Annotated in this window: 14 protein-coding genes; 8 read left to right on the top strand and 6 right to left on the bottom strand. The window is 72.9% G+C overall.

The features are described from left to right. The first annotated feature begins 5 nt into the window (after positions 1 to 5). From hemQ to cofD, 6 genes are all read left to right on the top strand, one after another. The gene (hemQ, locus tag F6J85_RS16180) at positions 6 to 677 is read left to right on the top strand and encodes a hydrogen peroxide-dependent heme synthase (protein ID WP_150926623.1); all 672 of its coding nucleotides are present in this window, start codon (positions 6 to 8) and stop codon (positions 675 to 677) included. A 7-nt stretch (positions 678 to 684) separates the two neighbouring features. After that, positions 685 to 1,695, top strand: a complete 1,011-nt coding sequence (gene hemC, locus F6J85_RS16175; RefSeq protein ID WP_150926621.1) for a hydroxymethylbilane synthase — start codon at positions 685 to 687, stop codon at positions 1,693 to 1,695. Beyond that, positions 1,692 to 2,498 (top strand): uroporphyrinogen-III synthase, encoded by an 807-nt coding sequence (locus F6J85_RS16170; RefSeq protein ID WP_150926619.1) that lies wholly within the window; start codon positions 1,692 to 1,694, stop codon positions 2,496 to 2,498. The genes hemC and F6J85_RS16170 overlap by 4 nt, the downstream gene beginning before the upstream one ends. After that, entirely contained in the window at positions 2,495 to 3,478 is a 984-nt protein-coding gene (gene hemB / locus F6J85_RS16165; protein ID WP_150926617.1) for a porphobilinogen synthase, read from the top strand. The genes F6J85_RS16170 and hemB overlap by 4 nt, the downstream gene beginning before the upstream one ends. 91 nt (positions 3,479 to 3,569) lie before the next feature. After that, the gene (locus F6J85_RS16160; RefSeq protein WP_150926615.1) at positions 3,570 to 4,895 is read left to right on the top strand and encodes a glutamate-1-semialdehyde 2,1-aminomutase; all 1,326 of its coding nucleotides are present in this window, start codon (positions 3,570 to 3,572) and stop codon (positions 4,893 to 4,895) included. A 59-nt stretch (positions 4,896 to 4,954) separates the two neighbouring features. After that, a complete protein-coding gene (gene cofD, locus F6J85_RS16155) occupies positions 4,955 to 5,962 on the top strand; it encodes a 2-phospho-L-lactate transferase (protein ID WP_238706990.1) in 1,008 nt (335 codons plus the stop codon). Between the two features lie 45 nt (positions 5,963 to 6,007). On the opposite strand, the gene cofC is transcribed toward cofD, so the two are convergent. The 4 genes from cofC to cofG form a co-directional block, all read right to left on the bottom strand. Further along, positions 6,008 to 6,688: a 2-phospho-L-lactate guanylyltransferase gene (cofC, locus tag F6J85_RS16150; RefSeq protein WP_150926613.1), complete on the bottom strand. Its 681-nt coding sequence runs from the start codon at positions 6,686 to 6,688 to the stop codon at positions 6,008 to 6,010. A gap of 62 nt (positions 6,689 to 6,750) precedes the next feature. Next, complete coding sequence (gene fgd / locus F6J85_RS16145) at positions 6,751 to 7,767, bottom strand: glucose-6-phosphate dehydrogenase (coenzyme-F420) (protein WP_150926610.1); 1,017 nt, start codon at positions 7,765 to 7,767, stop codon at positions 6,751 to 6,753. Further along, positions 7,764 to 9,257: a flavin-containing monooxygenase gene (locus tag F6J85_RS16140; RefSeq protein ID WP_150926608.1), complete on the bottom strand. Its 1,494-nt coding sequence runs from the start codon at positions 9,255 to 9,257 to the stop codon at positions 7,764 to 7,766. The genes fgd and F6J85_RS16140 overlap by 4 nt, the downstream gene beginning before the upstream one ends. Next, a complete protein-coding gene (gene cofG, locus F6J85_RS16135) occupies positions 9,254 to 11,881 on the bottom strand; it encodes a 7,8-didemethyl-8-hydroxy-5-deazariboflavin synthase CofG (protein ID WP_150926606.1) in 2,628 nt (875 codons plus the stop codon). Before cofG ends, F6J85_RS16140 begins: the two co-directional genes overlap by 4 nt. Before the next feature lie 135 nt (positions 11,882 to 12,016). On the opposite strand from cofG, the gene F6J85_RS16130 reads away from it, so the two are divergent. Next, positions 12,017 to 12,460, top strand: a complete 444-nt coding sequence (locus F6J85_RS16130) for a hypothetical protein (protein ID WP_150926604.1) — start codon at positions 12,017 to 12,019, stop codon at positions 12,458 to 12,460. Between the two features lie 96 nt (positions 12,461 to 12,556). After that, the gene (locus F6J85_RS16125) at positions 12,557 to 13,645 is read left to right on the top strand and encodes a fatty acid desaturase family protein (protein ID WP_150926602.1); all 1,089 of its coding nucleotides are present in this window, start codon (positions 12,557 to 12,559) and stop codon (positions 13,643 to 13,645) included. Positions 13,646 to 13,666: 21 nt separating this feature from the next. Here the strand turns inward: F6J85_RS16125 and F6J85_RS16120 are convergent, their stop codons facing one another. Both F6J85_RS16120 and F6J85_RS16115 read right to left on the bottom strand, forming a co-directional pair. Next, positions 13,667 to 14,485, bottom strand: coding sequence for an ABC transporter permease (locus F6J85_RS16120; protein WP_150926600.1), 819 nt, complete (start codon positions 14,483 to 14,485; stop codon positions 13,667 to 13,669). Then, positions 14,482 to 15,714: an ATP-binding cassette domain-containing protein gene (locus tag F6J85_RS16115; protein WP_150926598.1), complete on the bottom strand. Its 1,233-nt coding sequence runs from the start codon at positions 15,712 to 15,714 to the stop codon at positions 14,482 to 14,484. Before F6J85_RS16115 ends, F6J85_RS16120 begins: the two co-directional genes overlap by 4 nt. Positions 15,715 to 15,803: the final 89 nt, after the last annotated feature.

The following is a 15,803-nucleotide window of genomic DNA, read 5'->3' as shown; positions in this document are numbered from 1 at the left end:
GAGGCATGCCCGAGCACTCTCCCGAATCCGTGTTCACTCTCTGGGCGGTGCTCCGCCGTGACCCTGACAATCCCGTCGCCGAGCCCGACGACACCGAATTGAGCGACATCGTCGCCCTCATCGAGAGCGGCGGGGTCACCGTGCGCGGCTTCTACGACGTCAGTGGCCTGCGCGCCGACGCCGACCTGATGATCTGGATGCACGGCCCGGATGCCGAAGCTCTGCAGCGCGACCTGCGCCGCCTTCGCCGTACCGAACTGCTCCGTCCGCTGCTGCCGGTGTGGAACGCGATGGGGGTGCACCGCGACGCGGAGTTCAACCGCGCACACGTCCCCGGCTTCCTGCGGGGCGTTCCGGCGAAGCAGTGGCTGACGGTGTACCCGTTCGTGCGCAGCTACGAGTGGTACCTGCTTCCCGAAGCCGAGCGCCGCGCGATGCTCGCCGACCACGGTCGCAAGGGCGCCGCCTTCACCGGTGTGACCGCCAACACCGTCGCATCCTTCGCGCTGGGCGATTACGAGTGGCTCCTGCCCATGGAAGCCGACGTGCTCACCGATCTCGTCGACATGATGCGCGAACTCCGCTACACGGAGGCCCGCCGGCACGTCCGCGAGGAGGTGCCGTTCTTCACGGGGCGCCGCATCGACCCGCGCGAGGTGCCCGAGGTGCTCCAGTGAGGCGCCGATGACCCTGCGCCTGGGCACGCGGCGCAGCGCGCTGGCCCTCGCTCAATCCCAGCAGGTCGCCGACGCGCTCGCGGCGGCGTCGGGGCAGGCCGTCGAACTGGTCCCGATCGTGAGCGAGGGCGATGTCTCCCGGGCGTCGCTGTCGCAGCTGGGCGGCCGCGGGGTGTTCGCCACGACGCTGCGCGAGGCGCTGCTGGCCGGGCGCTGCGACCTGCTCGTCCATTCGCTGAAGGATCTGCCCACCGCGCAGCCCCCGCAGCTCGTGATCGCGGCCACCCCGGCACGGGAGGACGCACGCGATGTCGTGATCACCCGTGACGGTACGCCGCTGGGCGACCTCGCCGAGGGCGCCGTCGTGGGGACCGGGTCGCCGCGGCGCATCGCCCAGGTGCGGCGCCGCAACCCCCGTGTGAGCGTGCAGGACCTCCGCGGCAACGTCGACTCCCGCCTCGCCCGTGTGCGCGACGGCGAGCTGGATGCGGTCATCCTCGCCGCCGCAGGGCTCTCCCGTCTCGGCGGCGACCTGGGCGGTCTGCACGCGGAGCCGCTCGGGCTGGCCGACTGGCCGACCGCGCCGGGCCAGGGCGCGCTCGCGGTGGAGACCACCGCCGATGCCGACGCCGCGCTGCTCGCCGCGCTCTCGAGCCTCGACGACGCCGCGACCCGCACCGCGGTCACGGCGGAGCGCGCGGTCCTGGCCGGCCTGGATGCGGGGTGCTCGGCGCCGGTCGGAACGCATGCGGAGGTCACGGACGGGGATCTGCGGGTTCGCGCCATCGTCTACGCCCTCGACGGGGCGCGGAGAGTGGGGCTGGACCGCACCGTTCGTCTGGAACTCCCTCCGCCCGACCAGCGGGGGTATGGTGGGTACCCAGGTAGCGGCGATGGCGCGGATGCTGCCGACGGCGCGGACCCGATCGCGCGTGCTACGCGCACCGGGCACGACATTGCACGTCGGCTGCTCGAACGCGGGGCGGCCGATCTGGTACCACGAGAGTCGACCCCATGAATCACAGCTCCCGGCATACGCCGGCACCCAGCAAGCCCCTGGCGGGCTGGCGTGTGCTCGTGCCGCGCGGGGGCCCGTGGGGTGACGGCGTGGCCGCGACCCTCCGTCAGCAGGGCGCCGTGCCCGTGATCGCCCCGCTGATCAACTTCGCCCCGACCAACGACCAGGCGAGCCTCGAGCAGGCACTCGCCGACCTCGCCGCCGGGGCGTTCGACTGGCTCACCGTCACCAGTGCGACGACGGTGGACGTGCTCTACGCCTACCGCGCGCAGATCCCCGCCAAGACCAAGATCGCAGCCGTGGGTGAGACGACGGCCGCAGCCCTCCAGGCCGTCGGCTACCGCGTCGATCTCGTCCCCGAGCGCGACAACTCCGCCGCGGGACTCGCGGAGGAGATGATCGCCCGCGAGAGTGCGCCGCGCGACGTGCTCACGCTGCGCAGCGAGATCGCCAAGCCCGTCCTCACGCGGCTGCTGGCGGAGGCCGGCCACCGGGTTCGCAGCGTCGTGGCCTACCGCACCGTGGGGGTGCCGGTGTCGGACAAGGTCGCGGCCGACGTGGCATCCGGCCGGATCAACGCCGTCCTCGTCACGAGCGGTTCGGTCGCCGAGCAGGTGCACGCCCAGTTCCCCGACATCCCCGCCGCGACCGTGATCGCCGCCATCGGTCCCCGCACCGCCAAGGACGCACGCCGCAGCGGTCTGAGCGTGGATGTCATCGCCGATCAGCAGACCGTGGACGCGCTCATCGACGCCGTCTCCCGCTTCTCCCTCCCGCACGCCTCCGACGAGTTGCAGCCGTGAGCTTCCCGCAGCATCGCCCCCGGCGCCTCCGCCACACTCCGGCCGTACGCCGCCTCGCGCGGGAGACTCACCTCGTCCCCTCGCAGCTGGTCCTCCCGCTGTTCGTGCGCGAGGGCATCGCCGATCCGGTGCCGATCTCCTCGATGCCGGGCGTGCACCAGCACACCCTCGACTCCCTGCGGGCGGCGGCTGCGGATGCCGCGACGGCCGGGCTCGGCGGAGTCATGCTGTTCGGCGTCCCGGCGGTGCGCGACGCGGTCGGATCCGGTGCCGACGATCCCCGTGGCATCCTCAACGTCGCCACCGAGGCGCTCGTGGCCGAAGTGGGCGACGCCCTCGTGGTGCAGACCGATCTGTGCCTGGACGAATTCACCGACCACGGCCACTGCGGCGTCCTGGACGCCCGCGGCGGTGTCGACAACGACGCCACCCTCGAGCGGTACGCCGCGATGGCTCTCGCTCAGGCGCGCGCGGGGTCGGGGATGCTGGGGCTGTCGGGGATGATGGACGGCCAGGTGGCGCACGTGCGGGCGGCTCTGGATGCCGAGGGCTTCACGGACACGCTGCTGCTGGCCTATTCGGCGAAGTACGCGGGAGCCTTCTACGGGCCGTTCCGCGAGGCGGTCGATTCGCAGCTGACCGGCGATCGCCGCACGTACCAGCTCGACCCGGGCAACGGCCGCGAGGGCGTGCGCGAGGCGCTGCTGGATGTGGACGAGGGCGCCGACGTCGTCATGGTCAAGCCCGCCCTGCCGTACCTGGACGTGCTCGCCGACGTGCGCGCCGCCGTGGACGTGCCCGTGTGGGCGTACCAGGTGTCGGGCGAGTACGCGATGGTCGAGGCCGCCGCCGCGAACGGCTGGATCGACCGCCGCCGCGCGATCGAGGAGAGCCTCGTGTCGATCCGCCGCGCCGGCGCCGACGCCATCCTGACCTATTGGGCGGCCGAGGCCGCCCGCTGGCTCCGCGCCGACCTGTGAACGTCGGAGGATCGCGCCGACGTCGGAGGATTTCCCCCGCATCCTCCGACCTTCGCGACATTCTCCGACGTGGGTGGAAGGGAAACCGCACATGACCGACCGCAACGACGAGTGGTTCGACAGGGCCCGCGACGTGATCCCGGGCGGGGTGAACTCGCCCGTGCGCGCCTACGGGTCCGTCGGGGGCACGCCGCGCTTCCTGGCGTCGGCGCGCGGCGCGACGGTGACGGATGAGGCCGGTCGCACGTACATCGACCTCGTGGCGTCGTGGGGCCCGGCCCTGCTCGGGCACGCACATCCCGACGTCGTCGCCGCCGTGCAGGACGCGGCATCCCGCGGGCTCTCCTTCGGGGCTCCCACCTCGGGCGAGGTGGAGCTGGCCGACCTGATCGCCTCCCGCGTCACGGTCGGTACGGCCCGCCCGGTCGAGAAGGTGCGGCTGGTCTCCACCGGCACCGAGGCGACCATGACCGCCATCCGCCTCGCGCGCGGGGTCACCGGGCGCGACCTGCTGGTCAAGTTCGCCGGTCACTACCACGGCCACTCCGACGGGCTCCTGGCCGCGGCCGGCTCCGGCATCGCGACGCTGGCCCTCCCCGGATCGGCGGGCGTGCCCGCCCCCATCGCCGCGCAGACCCTCGTGCTGCCCTACAACGACCTCGACGCCGTGCGCGACGCCTTCGCCCTCCACGGCGACCGCATCGCCGCCGTCATCGTGGAGGCGGCCGCGGCGAACATGGGCGTGGTGCCGCCGGCCCCGGGCTACAACGCCGCGCTCGCCGACATCGCCCACGAGCACGGCGCGCTGTTCCTCCTCGACGAGGTGCTCACCGGGTTCCGCGTGCATCCGGCCGGGTTCTGGGGGCTGCAGCAGGCCGCGGGCGAGGAGTACACGCCCGACCTGTTCACCTTCGGCAAGGTTGTCGGCGGCGGGATGCCGCTGGCCGCCCTCGGCGGACGCGCCGACGTCATGGACGCCCTCGCCCCGGCCGGCCCGGTGTATCAGGCGGGCACGCTGTCGGGCAATCCGCTGTCGGTCGCGGCGGGCCTGGCGACGCTGCGCGGGGCGACACCGGACGTCTACGCGCGCGTGGATGCCGCGGCATCCGCGATCGCCGACGCGCTGTCGGCGGCGCTCACGGCCGAGGGCGTCGTGCACGCCGTACCCCGGGCGGGCTCCCTGTTCGGCGTCGCGTTCCTCCCCGACGCCCCGCGAGACTACGCCACCGCGCTCACGCAGGAGTCGTGGCGCTACGCGCCGCTGTTCCACGCGATGCTCGACGCGGGCGTGTCGCTGCCGCCGAGCGTCTACGAGGCGTGGTTCCTCACCGCTGCGCACGACGATGACGCCGTGAGCCGGGTGATCGAGGCCCTCCCCGCCGCCGCGCGGGCCGCCGCATCCGCCGTCGCGCCGTGACCGATCCCGGCCGCGCGGCCGCGAGTGTGCATCACCCCGGCGAGAGTGCATCGAGTTTCGTGCACTCTCGCCGGGGTGATGCACTTTCGGCGGAGGATGGTCCGCGCGTCGTCGTGCTGGCCGGCGGCGTCGGCGGCGCGAAGTTCACGCTCGGCGTGCGCGCGGCCCTGGGTCGCCGAGGGGCGCCGGAGGCCACCGTCGTGGTCAACACCGGAGACGACCTGTGGCTCTCGGGCGTGCGGCTGCAGCCCGATGTCGACTCGATCACGTACGCCCTCGCGGGCGTGAACGACACCCACCGCGGCTGGGGGAGGGCCGACGACACCGAGCGGGTCAACGCCGAGCTGCAGGAGTGGGGCGCGGGCTGGCCGTGGTTCACGCTCGGCGACCTCGATCTCGGCACGCACCTGGCACGCACCGGATGGCTGCGCGACGGCCTCACCCCCACCCAGGTGCTCGAGCGGATGTCGCGGCGCTGGAACCTGGGCGCGCGCCTGCTGCCCATGACCGACGCCGAGGCCGACACGATCGTCACGGTGCGGGACGCCGACGGCGCCGAGCGCGACCTGCACTTCCAGGAGTGGTGGACGCGCCATCGCGCCGCACTCACGCCGGTGCGCTTCGACAACCCCGGCATCGCGGCCGCGTCCCCTGCCCCCGGAGTGGTCGAGGCCATCGCCGCCGCCGACGTCGTGCTCGTGGCGCCGTCGAACCCGGTCGTCTCGATCGGGCCGATCCTGGCCGTGCCGGGGATGCGCGAGGCGCTGGCGGCCGCATCCGCCGTCGTCGGTGTCTCGCCCATCATCGGCGGCCGGGTCGTTCGCGGCATGGCCGACGTGTGCCTCACGGCGATCGGCGTCGAGACCTCCGCGGCCGCCGTCGCCGCGCACTACGGCGCGCGAAGCTCGGGCGGGCTGCTCGACGCGTGGCTGATCGCCGAGGAGGACGCCGCTGCCGCGCCGGACGTGGATGCCGCGGGCATACGGTCGGTGGTGGCGCCGCTGTGGATGACCGACGTGGACGCCTCGGCCGCGATCGTCGACGCCGCACTCGCTGCCGCGTCCTGACGCCCTGCGCGCAGCCCGACGGGGGCGGGGCGGCCCTCCCGCCCGCTACGCGACCGGTGCGGCGCTCAGCAGGGCGGCGGTGCGGGGTCCGAGCCCCAGGGCCTCCGCGGCCGCCAGCTGTGCGGGAGTGTCCACGTCGCGGCGCAGGGTCGAGTCCTCCGGCACGTCGAGGTCGGTGCATCCGAGCAGCCGGTGGCGGGCGGCGGAGTCCTCGCCGAACGCCGTCGTCCACACCGCTCCCGGGCGGGCGGTGACGAGCGTCGACCCGGTGCCCTCGGCATCGGGAACGAGCCCGCGCTCCACCGACCCGGCGGCGCCCAGCGCCGCGTCGAGGTCGACGGAGCGCAGCGCCGGCAGGTCGCCGAGGAGAGCGGCGCGGGGTGCGCCCTGGCCCGCCGCCTGCGCGCCGAGGGCGATCGCGGCGTCCAGGCCCGCCGCATCCACCTCGCGTACGATCTCCACCCGCGGCGTCCCCGTCGCCGCCCGGATCAGCTCCTGATCGTCTGTCACGACGACGACGCGCGCGACGCGGGTCGCGCCTGCCGCCGCGGCGATGGTGTCGAGCGCGATCGCGCGAGCGAGGGCAGCGCGGTCGACCGCCGCATCGGCGAGCCGCGTCTTTCCGACCGTCGCGGGCTTGACCGGGACGATCACGACCCACCCGTCCGCGCCGTACTCCGGCTCATTCGCGCTCGTAACCGGTTCCAGCGGCGGGTTCGGGGTCATGCGGTTCGTCCATCCTGTCGAGGTCGGGGGTGGCGCCGCGCGGGCGCCGGAACGGGGAGGGGTCAGCTGAAGCGGGAGCGCAGGCGCGGCAGGATCTCCGCCCCGTACATGCGCAGGAACTCCGCCTGGTCCTCACCCGGGTCGTGGAAGACGAGGTGGCGGAATCCGAGCTCGATGTACCGGGCGATCCGCTCGACGTGCTCGTCGGGATCGGTGGAGACGATGAAGCGGGATGCGGCGCGCTCGATGGGCAGCGCGTCTGCCAGGCGCTGCATCTCGATGGGGTCGTGCACGCCCATCTTCTCATCGGCCGAGAGCGCGAGCGGTGCCCAGAAGCGGCACTTGTTCAGCGCCGTGTCGGCGTCGGGGTGGTACGAGACCTTCACCTCGATCATCGTGTCGATCGCGTCATCGGCGCGGCCGGCCTTGCGCAGGCCCTCGTGCAGCGCCGGCAGCAGGGTGTCGGTGTACAGCTCGGGCGCCTTGCCGCTGGTGGTGATGTACCCGCCGGCGATGCGACCGGCCAGGCGGGTTGCGGCCGGACCGGAGGCGCCGATGTAGATCGGCACCTTCTCCTCGGCCGCGGGCCTGTCGTAGATCGTGGCATCCTTCACCGAGTAGTACGTCCCCTCGAAGGTGACGCGTTCGCCGTCCCACAGCTTCTCGATGAGCGTGATCGCCTCCTTGAGGCGCTGGAAGCGCTCCGGCGGCTCGGGCCATTCCAGCCCCAGCGTCACCTCGTTGAGCGCCTCCCCCGTCCCCACGCCCAGGATGACGCGGCCGGGATACATCACGCCCAGCGTCGCGAACGCCTGCGCGATGACGCCGGGGTGATAGCGGAAGGTGGGCGTGAGCACCGAGGTGCCCATGACGATCCGCGACGTGCGCTGACCGAGCGCCCCGAGCCACGGCAGCGCGGCCGGGGCGTGCCCGCCGTCGTGCATCCAGGGCTGGAAGTGGTCGGAGAGGAAGACCGAGTCGAACCCCATCTCCTCCGCCAGCACACCGAACTCCAGCAGTTCGGCCGGCCCGAACTGCTCGCTCGAGGCCTTGTACCCGAATCGCAGCGGTACCGTCATGACTCTTCTCCCATCCCCCCGCGCACGGGGGCGTGCTCCCACTCGAACTCTGACCCGTCGGCCGCGGCGAGCCGCTCGCGGAACGCCTGCACGGTACCCGGCCACAGCAGGGTGAGACGCCCCGAGCGGGCGTCGACGTACCAGTTGCGGCATCCGCCGGTGATCCACGGCGTGGATGCGGCGGCCTCGACGATCTCGCGGGTGTAGGCCTCCTCGGCCTCCGGGCGCGTGCGCAGGACGGCGCCGGGCCGGCGATCGCGCAGGGCCAGGGCGCGCACGGCGTACGCGGCCTGCTCCTCCACCATGAGCACCGAGGAGTTGTGACCGAGGCTCGCGTTGGGGCCGTTCAGCACGAACATGTTCGGAAACCCCGACACGACCGTCGAGCCGAACGATGTCATGCCGCCCGACCAGTGCTCGGCGAGCGTGCGGTCGTCCTCGCCGCGCACGAGGTCGGCGTAGGGCTGCTGCGACGCGGTGAACCCGGTCGCCAGCACCAGCACGTCGGACTCCACGCGCGTTCCGTTCGCCGAGACGAGCGTCGAGCCCGCCACGGCGGCCAGCGCCGAAGGCTCCAGGGTCACCGCACCCGACGCCACGGCGGGGTAGAAGTCGTCCGAGAGCAGCACGCGCTTGCACCCGAAGGCGTAGCCGGGCGTGAGCGCGGCGCGCAGCGCCGGGTCGGCGACCTGCGATGCCAGGTGGGCCAGCGCGATCTCCCGCGCCGCGGCGGCGGCTTCGGCGTCGCCCGAGCGCGAGGCGAATCGTGCCTCCCCCTCGGCGTACAGTGCGGCTCGGAGGCGGGCCAGCTCGCCGGGGTGCTCGGAGAAGCGGCGCTGCTCGTCCTCGGTGTACGTCGACTCCCCACGGGGCACGATCCACGCCGGCGTCCGCTGGAACAGCGTGAGCGCACCGGCGACCCGCGCCAGTTGCGGCACGAGCTGCACGGCGCTGGCGCCGGTACCCACCACGGCGACCCTGCGGCCGGCGAGCTCGACGTCGTGGTCCCACCGCGCGGAGTGGAAGATCGGCCCGGGGAAGGTCTCCAGCCCCGGGATCGCGGGGACGTCGGGCTCGGTGAGACGCCCGCACGCGAGCACGAGGGTGTCGGCGATGATCGGCTCACCGCCGGTGCGGATGCGCCACACCGCGGCGTCGGCATCCCAGTCGGCTCCGAGCATGGGGGTGCGCAGCCGCATGCGGTCGCCGAGCCCCTCGGTCTCGGCGATGCGGGAGAGGTAGCGGTGGATCTCCGGGCCGGGCGCGAACGTCGCCGACCAGTGCGGGTTGGGGTGGGCGGCGAAGCCGTACAGGTGCGAGGGCACGTCGCACGCGACGCCGGGGTAGGTGTTGTCGCGCCACGTGCCGCCGACGGATGCTCCCCGCTCGAGCACGACGAAGTCGTCGCGTCCCGCGCGGCGCAGTGCCATCGCCATCCCGAGCCCGGCGAATCCGGCGCCGACGATCGCGACCGCCGTGCGCGTCGTCATCGCCCGCCCTCCTGAGGCTCGACGGGGGCCGGCCGAGGGGTGCGGTAGTCGGTGGTGCGCCGGCGGAACGGCCGGAACAGCCGCGCAGCGATGCGCGCCGCATCCGTCGCCGGCAGTTCCAGGCCCTGCTCGATGCCGGTGTCGGGGAGCACGCGGCCGTCCAGCAGCGTGCCGCCGAGGTCGTCGCCGCCGGAGCCCAGCAGCACCGCGGCCGCCTCGCGGCCGACGCGGGTCCACGGGATCTGGATGTGCGGGATGCTGCCGGACAGCAGCAGGCGCGACACCGCGACCATGGCGCGGTGCTCGTCGATCGGTGCGCGTCCGGGGACGAGGGGCGTGCCGTGGCCGGGCAGGGGGATCGGGACGAACTCCGTGAACCCGCCCGTGTGGGTCGATCGGGTCGCTGAGCCCGTCGACGCGTCCTGGATCCGCCGCAGCATCCGCAGGTGGGCGACCCGCTCGGCCGCCGTCTCGACGTGACCGTAGAACAGCACCGACGTGGAGCCGAACCCCGCGCGGTGGGCGGCGGTGATCCCCTCCGTCCACCGGTCGATGTCGAGGTCGCCCGGGGCCACGAGGGCGCGGACGCGTTCGCTGAGCACCTTGACCCCGGTGCCGGGGACGGTGTCGACGCCGGCGGCGCGGAGTGCGTGCAGGGCCCCCTCGAGTCCGAGACCGCCGCGCTCGGCGAGATCCCACACGTCCTGCGGGCGGTAGGCGTGCACGTGCAGGTCGCCGGCGGCGTCCTTGGCCGCGCGCACGATCTCGAGGTACGCCTGCGGGTCCTCTTCGTCGGGCAGCCGCCCCTGCACGCACAGCTCGGTCGCGCCCAGCTCGGCGGCGTCCGTGGCGATCTCGGCCACGTCATCCAGGCCGAACGTGCCCGCCCCGCCCCGGCCCGCGGCACGGAAGCCGGTCGAGGTGAGGTTGCGGTTGACCACGAGCGTCACGGCTTCGCCCACGGTGTACCGGCGCACGTCGTCGGCCGTCGCGGCGAGCGCGTCGAGGTCGGATCCGGTGGCGCGCAGCAGCGACTCCCACTCGGCGTCGTCGAGGGCGAGCGGATCCGCCGCCGCCCGCTCCGCCAGGCGGCGGCCGGCGCTCGGGTGCGCAGAACTCAGGAGATCCGGGGCATCCGGGGCTGTGGCGGCCAGCCGACTCGGCGTGTCTCCTGAATTCTGAACGGCGGCGGATGCGCCGGATGCGGCGGGTGAACCGGCCTCGGCGCCGGATGCGCCGGATGCGCCGGATGCGGCGGATGCGGCGGGGGCGGTGGGGTGCGCAGAACTCAGGAGATCCGGGGCATCCGGGGTCGTCGCGGCGCCTCCGTTCGGCGTGTCTCCTGAGTTTTGAACGGAGGGAAGCGGCGAGGGGCGCACATCGGCGGCCAGGCCGTCGGCGTCGGCCAAGGCGGACACGGCCGGATGCAGCGCGGGGTCGATCCACGCGTCGGCGGCGCGGACGTACTCGGGGTGGGCGGTCAGCCGTTCCCGCAGCGTGAAGCCGGCGTCGGCGGTGAAGCGGGCCAGGTCGTCGAGGTGGGGCCACGGCCGCTCGGGGTTGACGTGGTCGGCGGTCAGCGGCGACACGCCGCCCCAGTCGTCCGCTCCCGCGCGGATGAGCAGGGCGAACTCCGCCGGATCCGACAGGTTCGGCGGCACCTGGATGCGCATGCGCGGCCCGAACACGAGCCGGGTGGCGGCCACGGCGGCGACGTATTCGCGCAGGTCGGCGTCGGGTGCGCCCTGCATCGCGGTGCGGGGCTTGGCGCGGAAGTTCTGCACGATCACCTCCTGCACGTGTCCGTACCGCTCGTGCAGGTCGCGGAGGGCCACGAGCGACTCCGCCCGGTCGCGCAGGGTCTCGCCGATGCCGACGAGGATGCCGGTGGTGAACGGGATCCGCGACCGCCCGGCGTCCTCGATCACCCGCAGCCGCAGCGCCGGGTCCTTGTCGGGGGAGCCGAAGTGCACCTGCCCGGGCTCGAGGAACAGCCGCTCCGAGGTGGTCTCCAGCATCATGCCCATCGAGGGGGCCGTGGGACGGAGCATCCGCAGTTCGTCGGCGGTCATGACGCCGGGGTTCAGGTGCGCGAGCATGCCGGTCTCGGCGGTGATGAGGCGCGCGATGGCGCCGACGTACTCCAGGGTCGAGGCGTAGCCGTGCTCGTCGAGCCACGCGCGCGCTTCGGGCCAGCGGTCCTCCGGGCGGTCGCCGAGGGTGAGAAGCGCCTCCTTGCACCCCAGGGCCTGGCCCTGTCGGACGACGGCGAGCACCTGCTCGGGCGACATGAACGCCGGCTTGCGCTTCTTCAGGAGCTGTCCGGGGGTGTCCACGAACACGCAGTAGTGGCAGCGGTCGCGGCACAGCGTCGTCAGCGGCACGAACACCTTGCGCGAGTACGTCAGCACCGCCGGACGGCCGGCGTGGATCAGACCCGCGTCGCGCACCGCGGCCGCGGCATCCAGGAGCGCGTCGAGATCGTGGTCGGTCGCCGCCAGCAGCACCTCGGTGTCGTCCGCATCCAGCACCGCTCCCTGCGCGGCTCGCGCGAGCACATCGCGAACGGCTGGATGGGGCAGGCCCCGGGGTGTCACCTGCGGCACGACGCTGCCGGTGGTCATGCTTTCAGGCTATCCCGATCGGTGGGGGCCGGCTCCGTGCCACCCGGGGGTTGACCGCCGCGCCGGAGACGGATCGTTGCCGACCTGTGAGCATTCGTGCGCACGGCGGTGCGGTGCCGCTGGCAGACTGTCCGCATGGTGACGCTGCTGCTGGACTCGACGCAGCTGGAGGTCGTGCTCTCGACCGTCGAGCGTGCGCTGTCGTTCCGGCGGCGCAACATCGTCGTGCCGCGCGAGCAGATGGTGAAGGCGCAGCTGACCGATGACGCGTGGACGTGGTTGCGCGGCGTGCCCAGCCCCGGTACCTACCTGCCCTCGGCGGTCGCGATGGGGTCGTGGAAGTCGGCCTTCGGTGCGGATTTCGCCCTCATCCGCCGTCGCCGCCCCGGCGTGGTGATCGACCTGTCCGGTCACGAGGAGTTCGAACGGCTCATCCTCACCACCCGGCACGGCGTGGCACTCATGCGTGCGCTGCGGCTGGATGTCGCCGACGAGCCCGAAGACGTCGCCGTGCTGGCGACCTCGACGGCGCCGAAGGTGCGACGCCGTCGGCCCGTCGTGGCACCCGGCGTCGGCTGAGCGTATTCAAGCGGATCGACGCTCTGCAACGCCAGCCTTTGCGTCGGTCGCGGCCGATCGGGTCGAATGGGAAGACGACACCGATGGAGCGTGCCCATGACGACGGTCGAACCGCGACCCGCCCCCACCCGTGCCGCGCGAAAGGGCGCGCACGTCAACAGTGACTTCACCGAACTCGCCAAGACGATTCAGGCCAGCGGCCTCATGCGTCGCCGTTACGGCTACTACTGGGCCAAGCTGATCGGCCTGCCCGTCCTCGTCATCGCGATCCTGGTGGCCTTCGTGATGATCGGCGACACGTGGTGGCAGCTGATCACCGCGGCCGTGCTCGGGGTCGTCTTCACCCAGGTGGCCTTCCTCGGGCACGATGCGGCGCACCGCCAGATCTTCGTGTCCGGCAAGTGGAACGACTGGACGAGTCTCATCATCGGCGACCTGTTCATCGGGATGAGCTACGGATGGTGGCGGCACAAGCACACGCGCCACCACGCCAACCCGAACAAGGAGGGCGCAGACCCCGACATCGACCTCCCCGTCGTCAAGGTCACCCGCGAACGCCTCCGGGACCGCAACCGGCTGGTTCGATGGCTGGGAAGCCACCAGGGGGCGTTCTTCTTCCCGATCCTCCCGTTGGAGGGGATCGCGCTGCACGTCGCGAGCGTGCAGCGCGTGCTCGCCCGGGAGCCGGTCGCGCACCGCTGGGTGGAGATCGTCTTCCTCAGCATCCGCCTCATCGGTTACGGGGTGCTCGTCTTCGTCGTGCTGTCACCGGGGATCGCCTTCGCCTTCCTCGCCGTGCAGCTCGGGGTGTTCGGCTTCTACATGGGCGCCTCGTTCGCGCCCAATCACAAGGGCATGCCGATGGTGCCCAAGGACGCCAAGCTGGGCTTCCTGGAGCGCCAGGTGCTCACGAGCCGCAACATCCGCGGCAGCCGTTTCATCGACATCGCGATGGGCGGTCTGAACTACCAGATCGAGCATCATCTGTTCCCCTCGATGCCGCGCCCCCACCTGCGCAAGGCTGCGCGCATCGTGTCGGAGTACTGCCGCTCGCGGAACCTGCCCTATACCGAAACCGGTCTGATCGAGTCGTACGCGATCGTGATCAAGTACATCAACCGGGTGGGTCTCAGCGAACGCGATCCCTTCGACTGCCCGCTGGTCGCCCAGCGCAGAGCCCTCTGACGAGCGCGCCTGGGGCCGGCGTCAGTTGACGTCGCGCCGCCAGCTGGTGAACTGGCCCACGACGACGAACACCAGTGCGTAGGCGAGCAGGACCAGGCCGCCGCCCCACCACGCGAGCGGCTCGGTCGCGGTCGGCATGCCGAGCGAGAACGCGCTCGCCCCCACGAGGGCGTCGCCGGCGGCCCCCGGCAGCACGCTCACCACGGGTCCGAGGCCCTCGATGAAGCCGCCGGCCAGGCGCACGAGCGGCTCGATGAACTGCGTGAAGGCCAGCACGATGACGATCGCGACCACCTGGTTGCGCACGACCGACCCCACGCCGATGCCGATGAGGGTCCACAGCACGAAGGCCAGCAGCATCCGCCCGGCCAGGGCCCACGTGTCCGATGACGCCAGTCCGGTCTCCAGGCCCGAAGCGGCGAGGATCACGGCGCCGGGGCCGACGGTGGCGACGAGCCCCAGCACGCCGAACAGCAGCCCCATGACCACGCCGATGACGACCTTCGCGGCCAGAGCCACACCCCGACGGGGGACGGCGAGGAAGGTGGGGGTGAGCGTCTTGTGCCGGAATTCGGTGGTCACCATGAGCGTGCCCACCAGCAGCGGGAAGACGTACCCGAACGAGGTCGCGGTGCTGTAGATGACCGAGGGGAGGGCATCCGGCGGCACCAGCGGGGTCTCGGTCCCGCCCAGCGCCCCGGTGGCGAGGGACGTGAGCAGCAGTCCGAAGCCGGCCGCCGTCAGCCCCACGTAGATGATCAGGACGAGACCGAGGATCCACCAGATCGCGGTCGTGAACTGCTTCGTGAGCTCGGATCGGCTCGCGGTGACGAGGCTCATCGCCGTCCCCCCTCGTGGTCCTGGCGTTCACGATCGGCGAGCTCGTCGTCGTCGCGGGCGGGGAGGACGATGTCGATGACGCCGGTGGACGCGACGGCGAAGGATGCGGTGGCCCCGGAGGCCTCGTCGGCATGGCCGCGTTCCGGCTCCGGGTCGGGCTGCGGCCCCGGCTCCGGCGTCGGCTCGGCGCCGGGCAGCTCCGCCGCCTCGGGCTCCGGCCCCACGGCGTCGGCCGCCGGCTGCGACTCGGGTCCGTCCCCGCCCTGAGGCTCCGGCTCGGTCTCGCCCGCCGCATCCGCGGGCACAGGGGCGGCCCCGCCGGCGCTGACGTGCACGCGCTCGCCGCTCACGAGCTCCAGGAACACGTCCTCGAGGGTCGCACCGCGGCGCTGCAGGCTCGACAGCGCGATCCCGGCCGCGTGCGCCACGGCTCCCACTTCGGCCGGCTCGGCGGTGCGCACGGTCAGGCCGTTGCGAAGCACCTCGAACGAGTGCCCGGCCGCCGTGAGGGCCGCCTCCAGTGCGGCCCTGTCGGCCGCGTCGACCACGGTGGCCTGATCGGATGCCTCGGCGAGGTCTTCGATGCCGCCCTGGAACACCAGGCGTCCCTTCGCGATGATCAGCAGCGCGTCCACGGTCTGCTGCACCTCGCCCAGCATGTGGGAGGAGACCAGCACGGTGCGTCCCTCTGCGGCGAGGGCGCGGAGCAGCCCGCGCATCCACCGGATGCCCTGCGGGTCCAGGCCGTTCGACGGCTCGTCCAGGACCAGCACGCCGGGGTCGCCGAGGAGGGCGTACGCGAGGCCCAGGCGCTGACGCATACCCAGGGAGAATCCGCCGACCTTTCGGCCTGCGGCATCCGCCAGGCCGACCAGGCCGAGCACCTCGTCGACGCGGCCGCGCGGGATGCCCGCCGCCCGGGCGTAGACGAGCAGGTGATTGGCGGCGGTGCGACCGGGGTGGAAGCTCGATGCCTCCAGCACGGCGCCGACGGACTGCAGAGGCCGGGCGAGCTTGGCGTAGGGCACGCCGCCGATCGTCGCGGTACCCCCGCTGGGGCGGACGAGGCCCAGCAGGATGCGCAGGGTCGTGGTCTTCCCGGCGCCGTTGGGGCCGAGGAACCCGGTCACGAGGCCCGGTTCGACGCGTGCGGACAGATCCGTGACGGCGGTGACGGGGCCGAAGCGCTTGGTGACGCCGGAGAACTCCAGCACCTGTCCTTCGGGCATGCCGAACCTCTCGTCGTTGTGCGATTCCCCCTATCTTCCCGGATATCCCGGGTTTCCGCGGGAGCTCGCGTCGCCCGGACGTGTCGGCC

It is taken from the genome of Microbacterium lushaniae (assembly GCF_008727775.1).
GTDB lineage: Bacteria > Actinomycetota > Actinomycetes > Actinomycetales > Microbacteriaceae > Microbacterium > Microbacterium lushaniae.
Note: the sequence above shows the minus strand (reverse complement) of the source record. Positions and strands in the feature narration are given on the sequence as shown.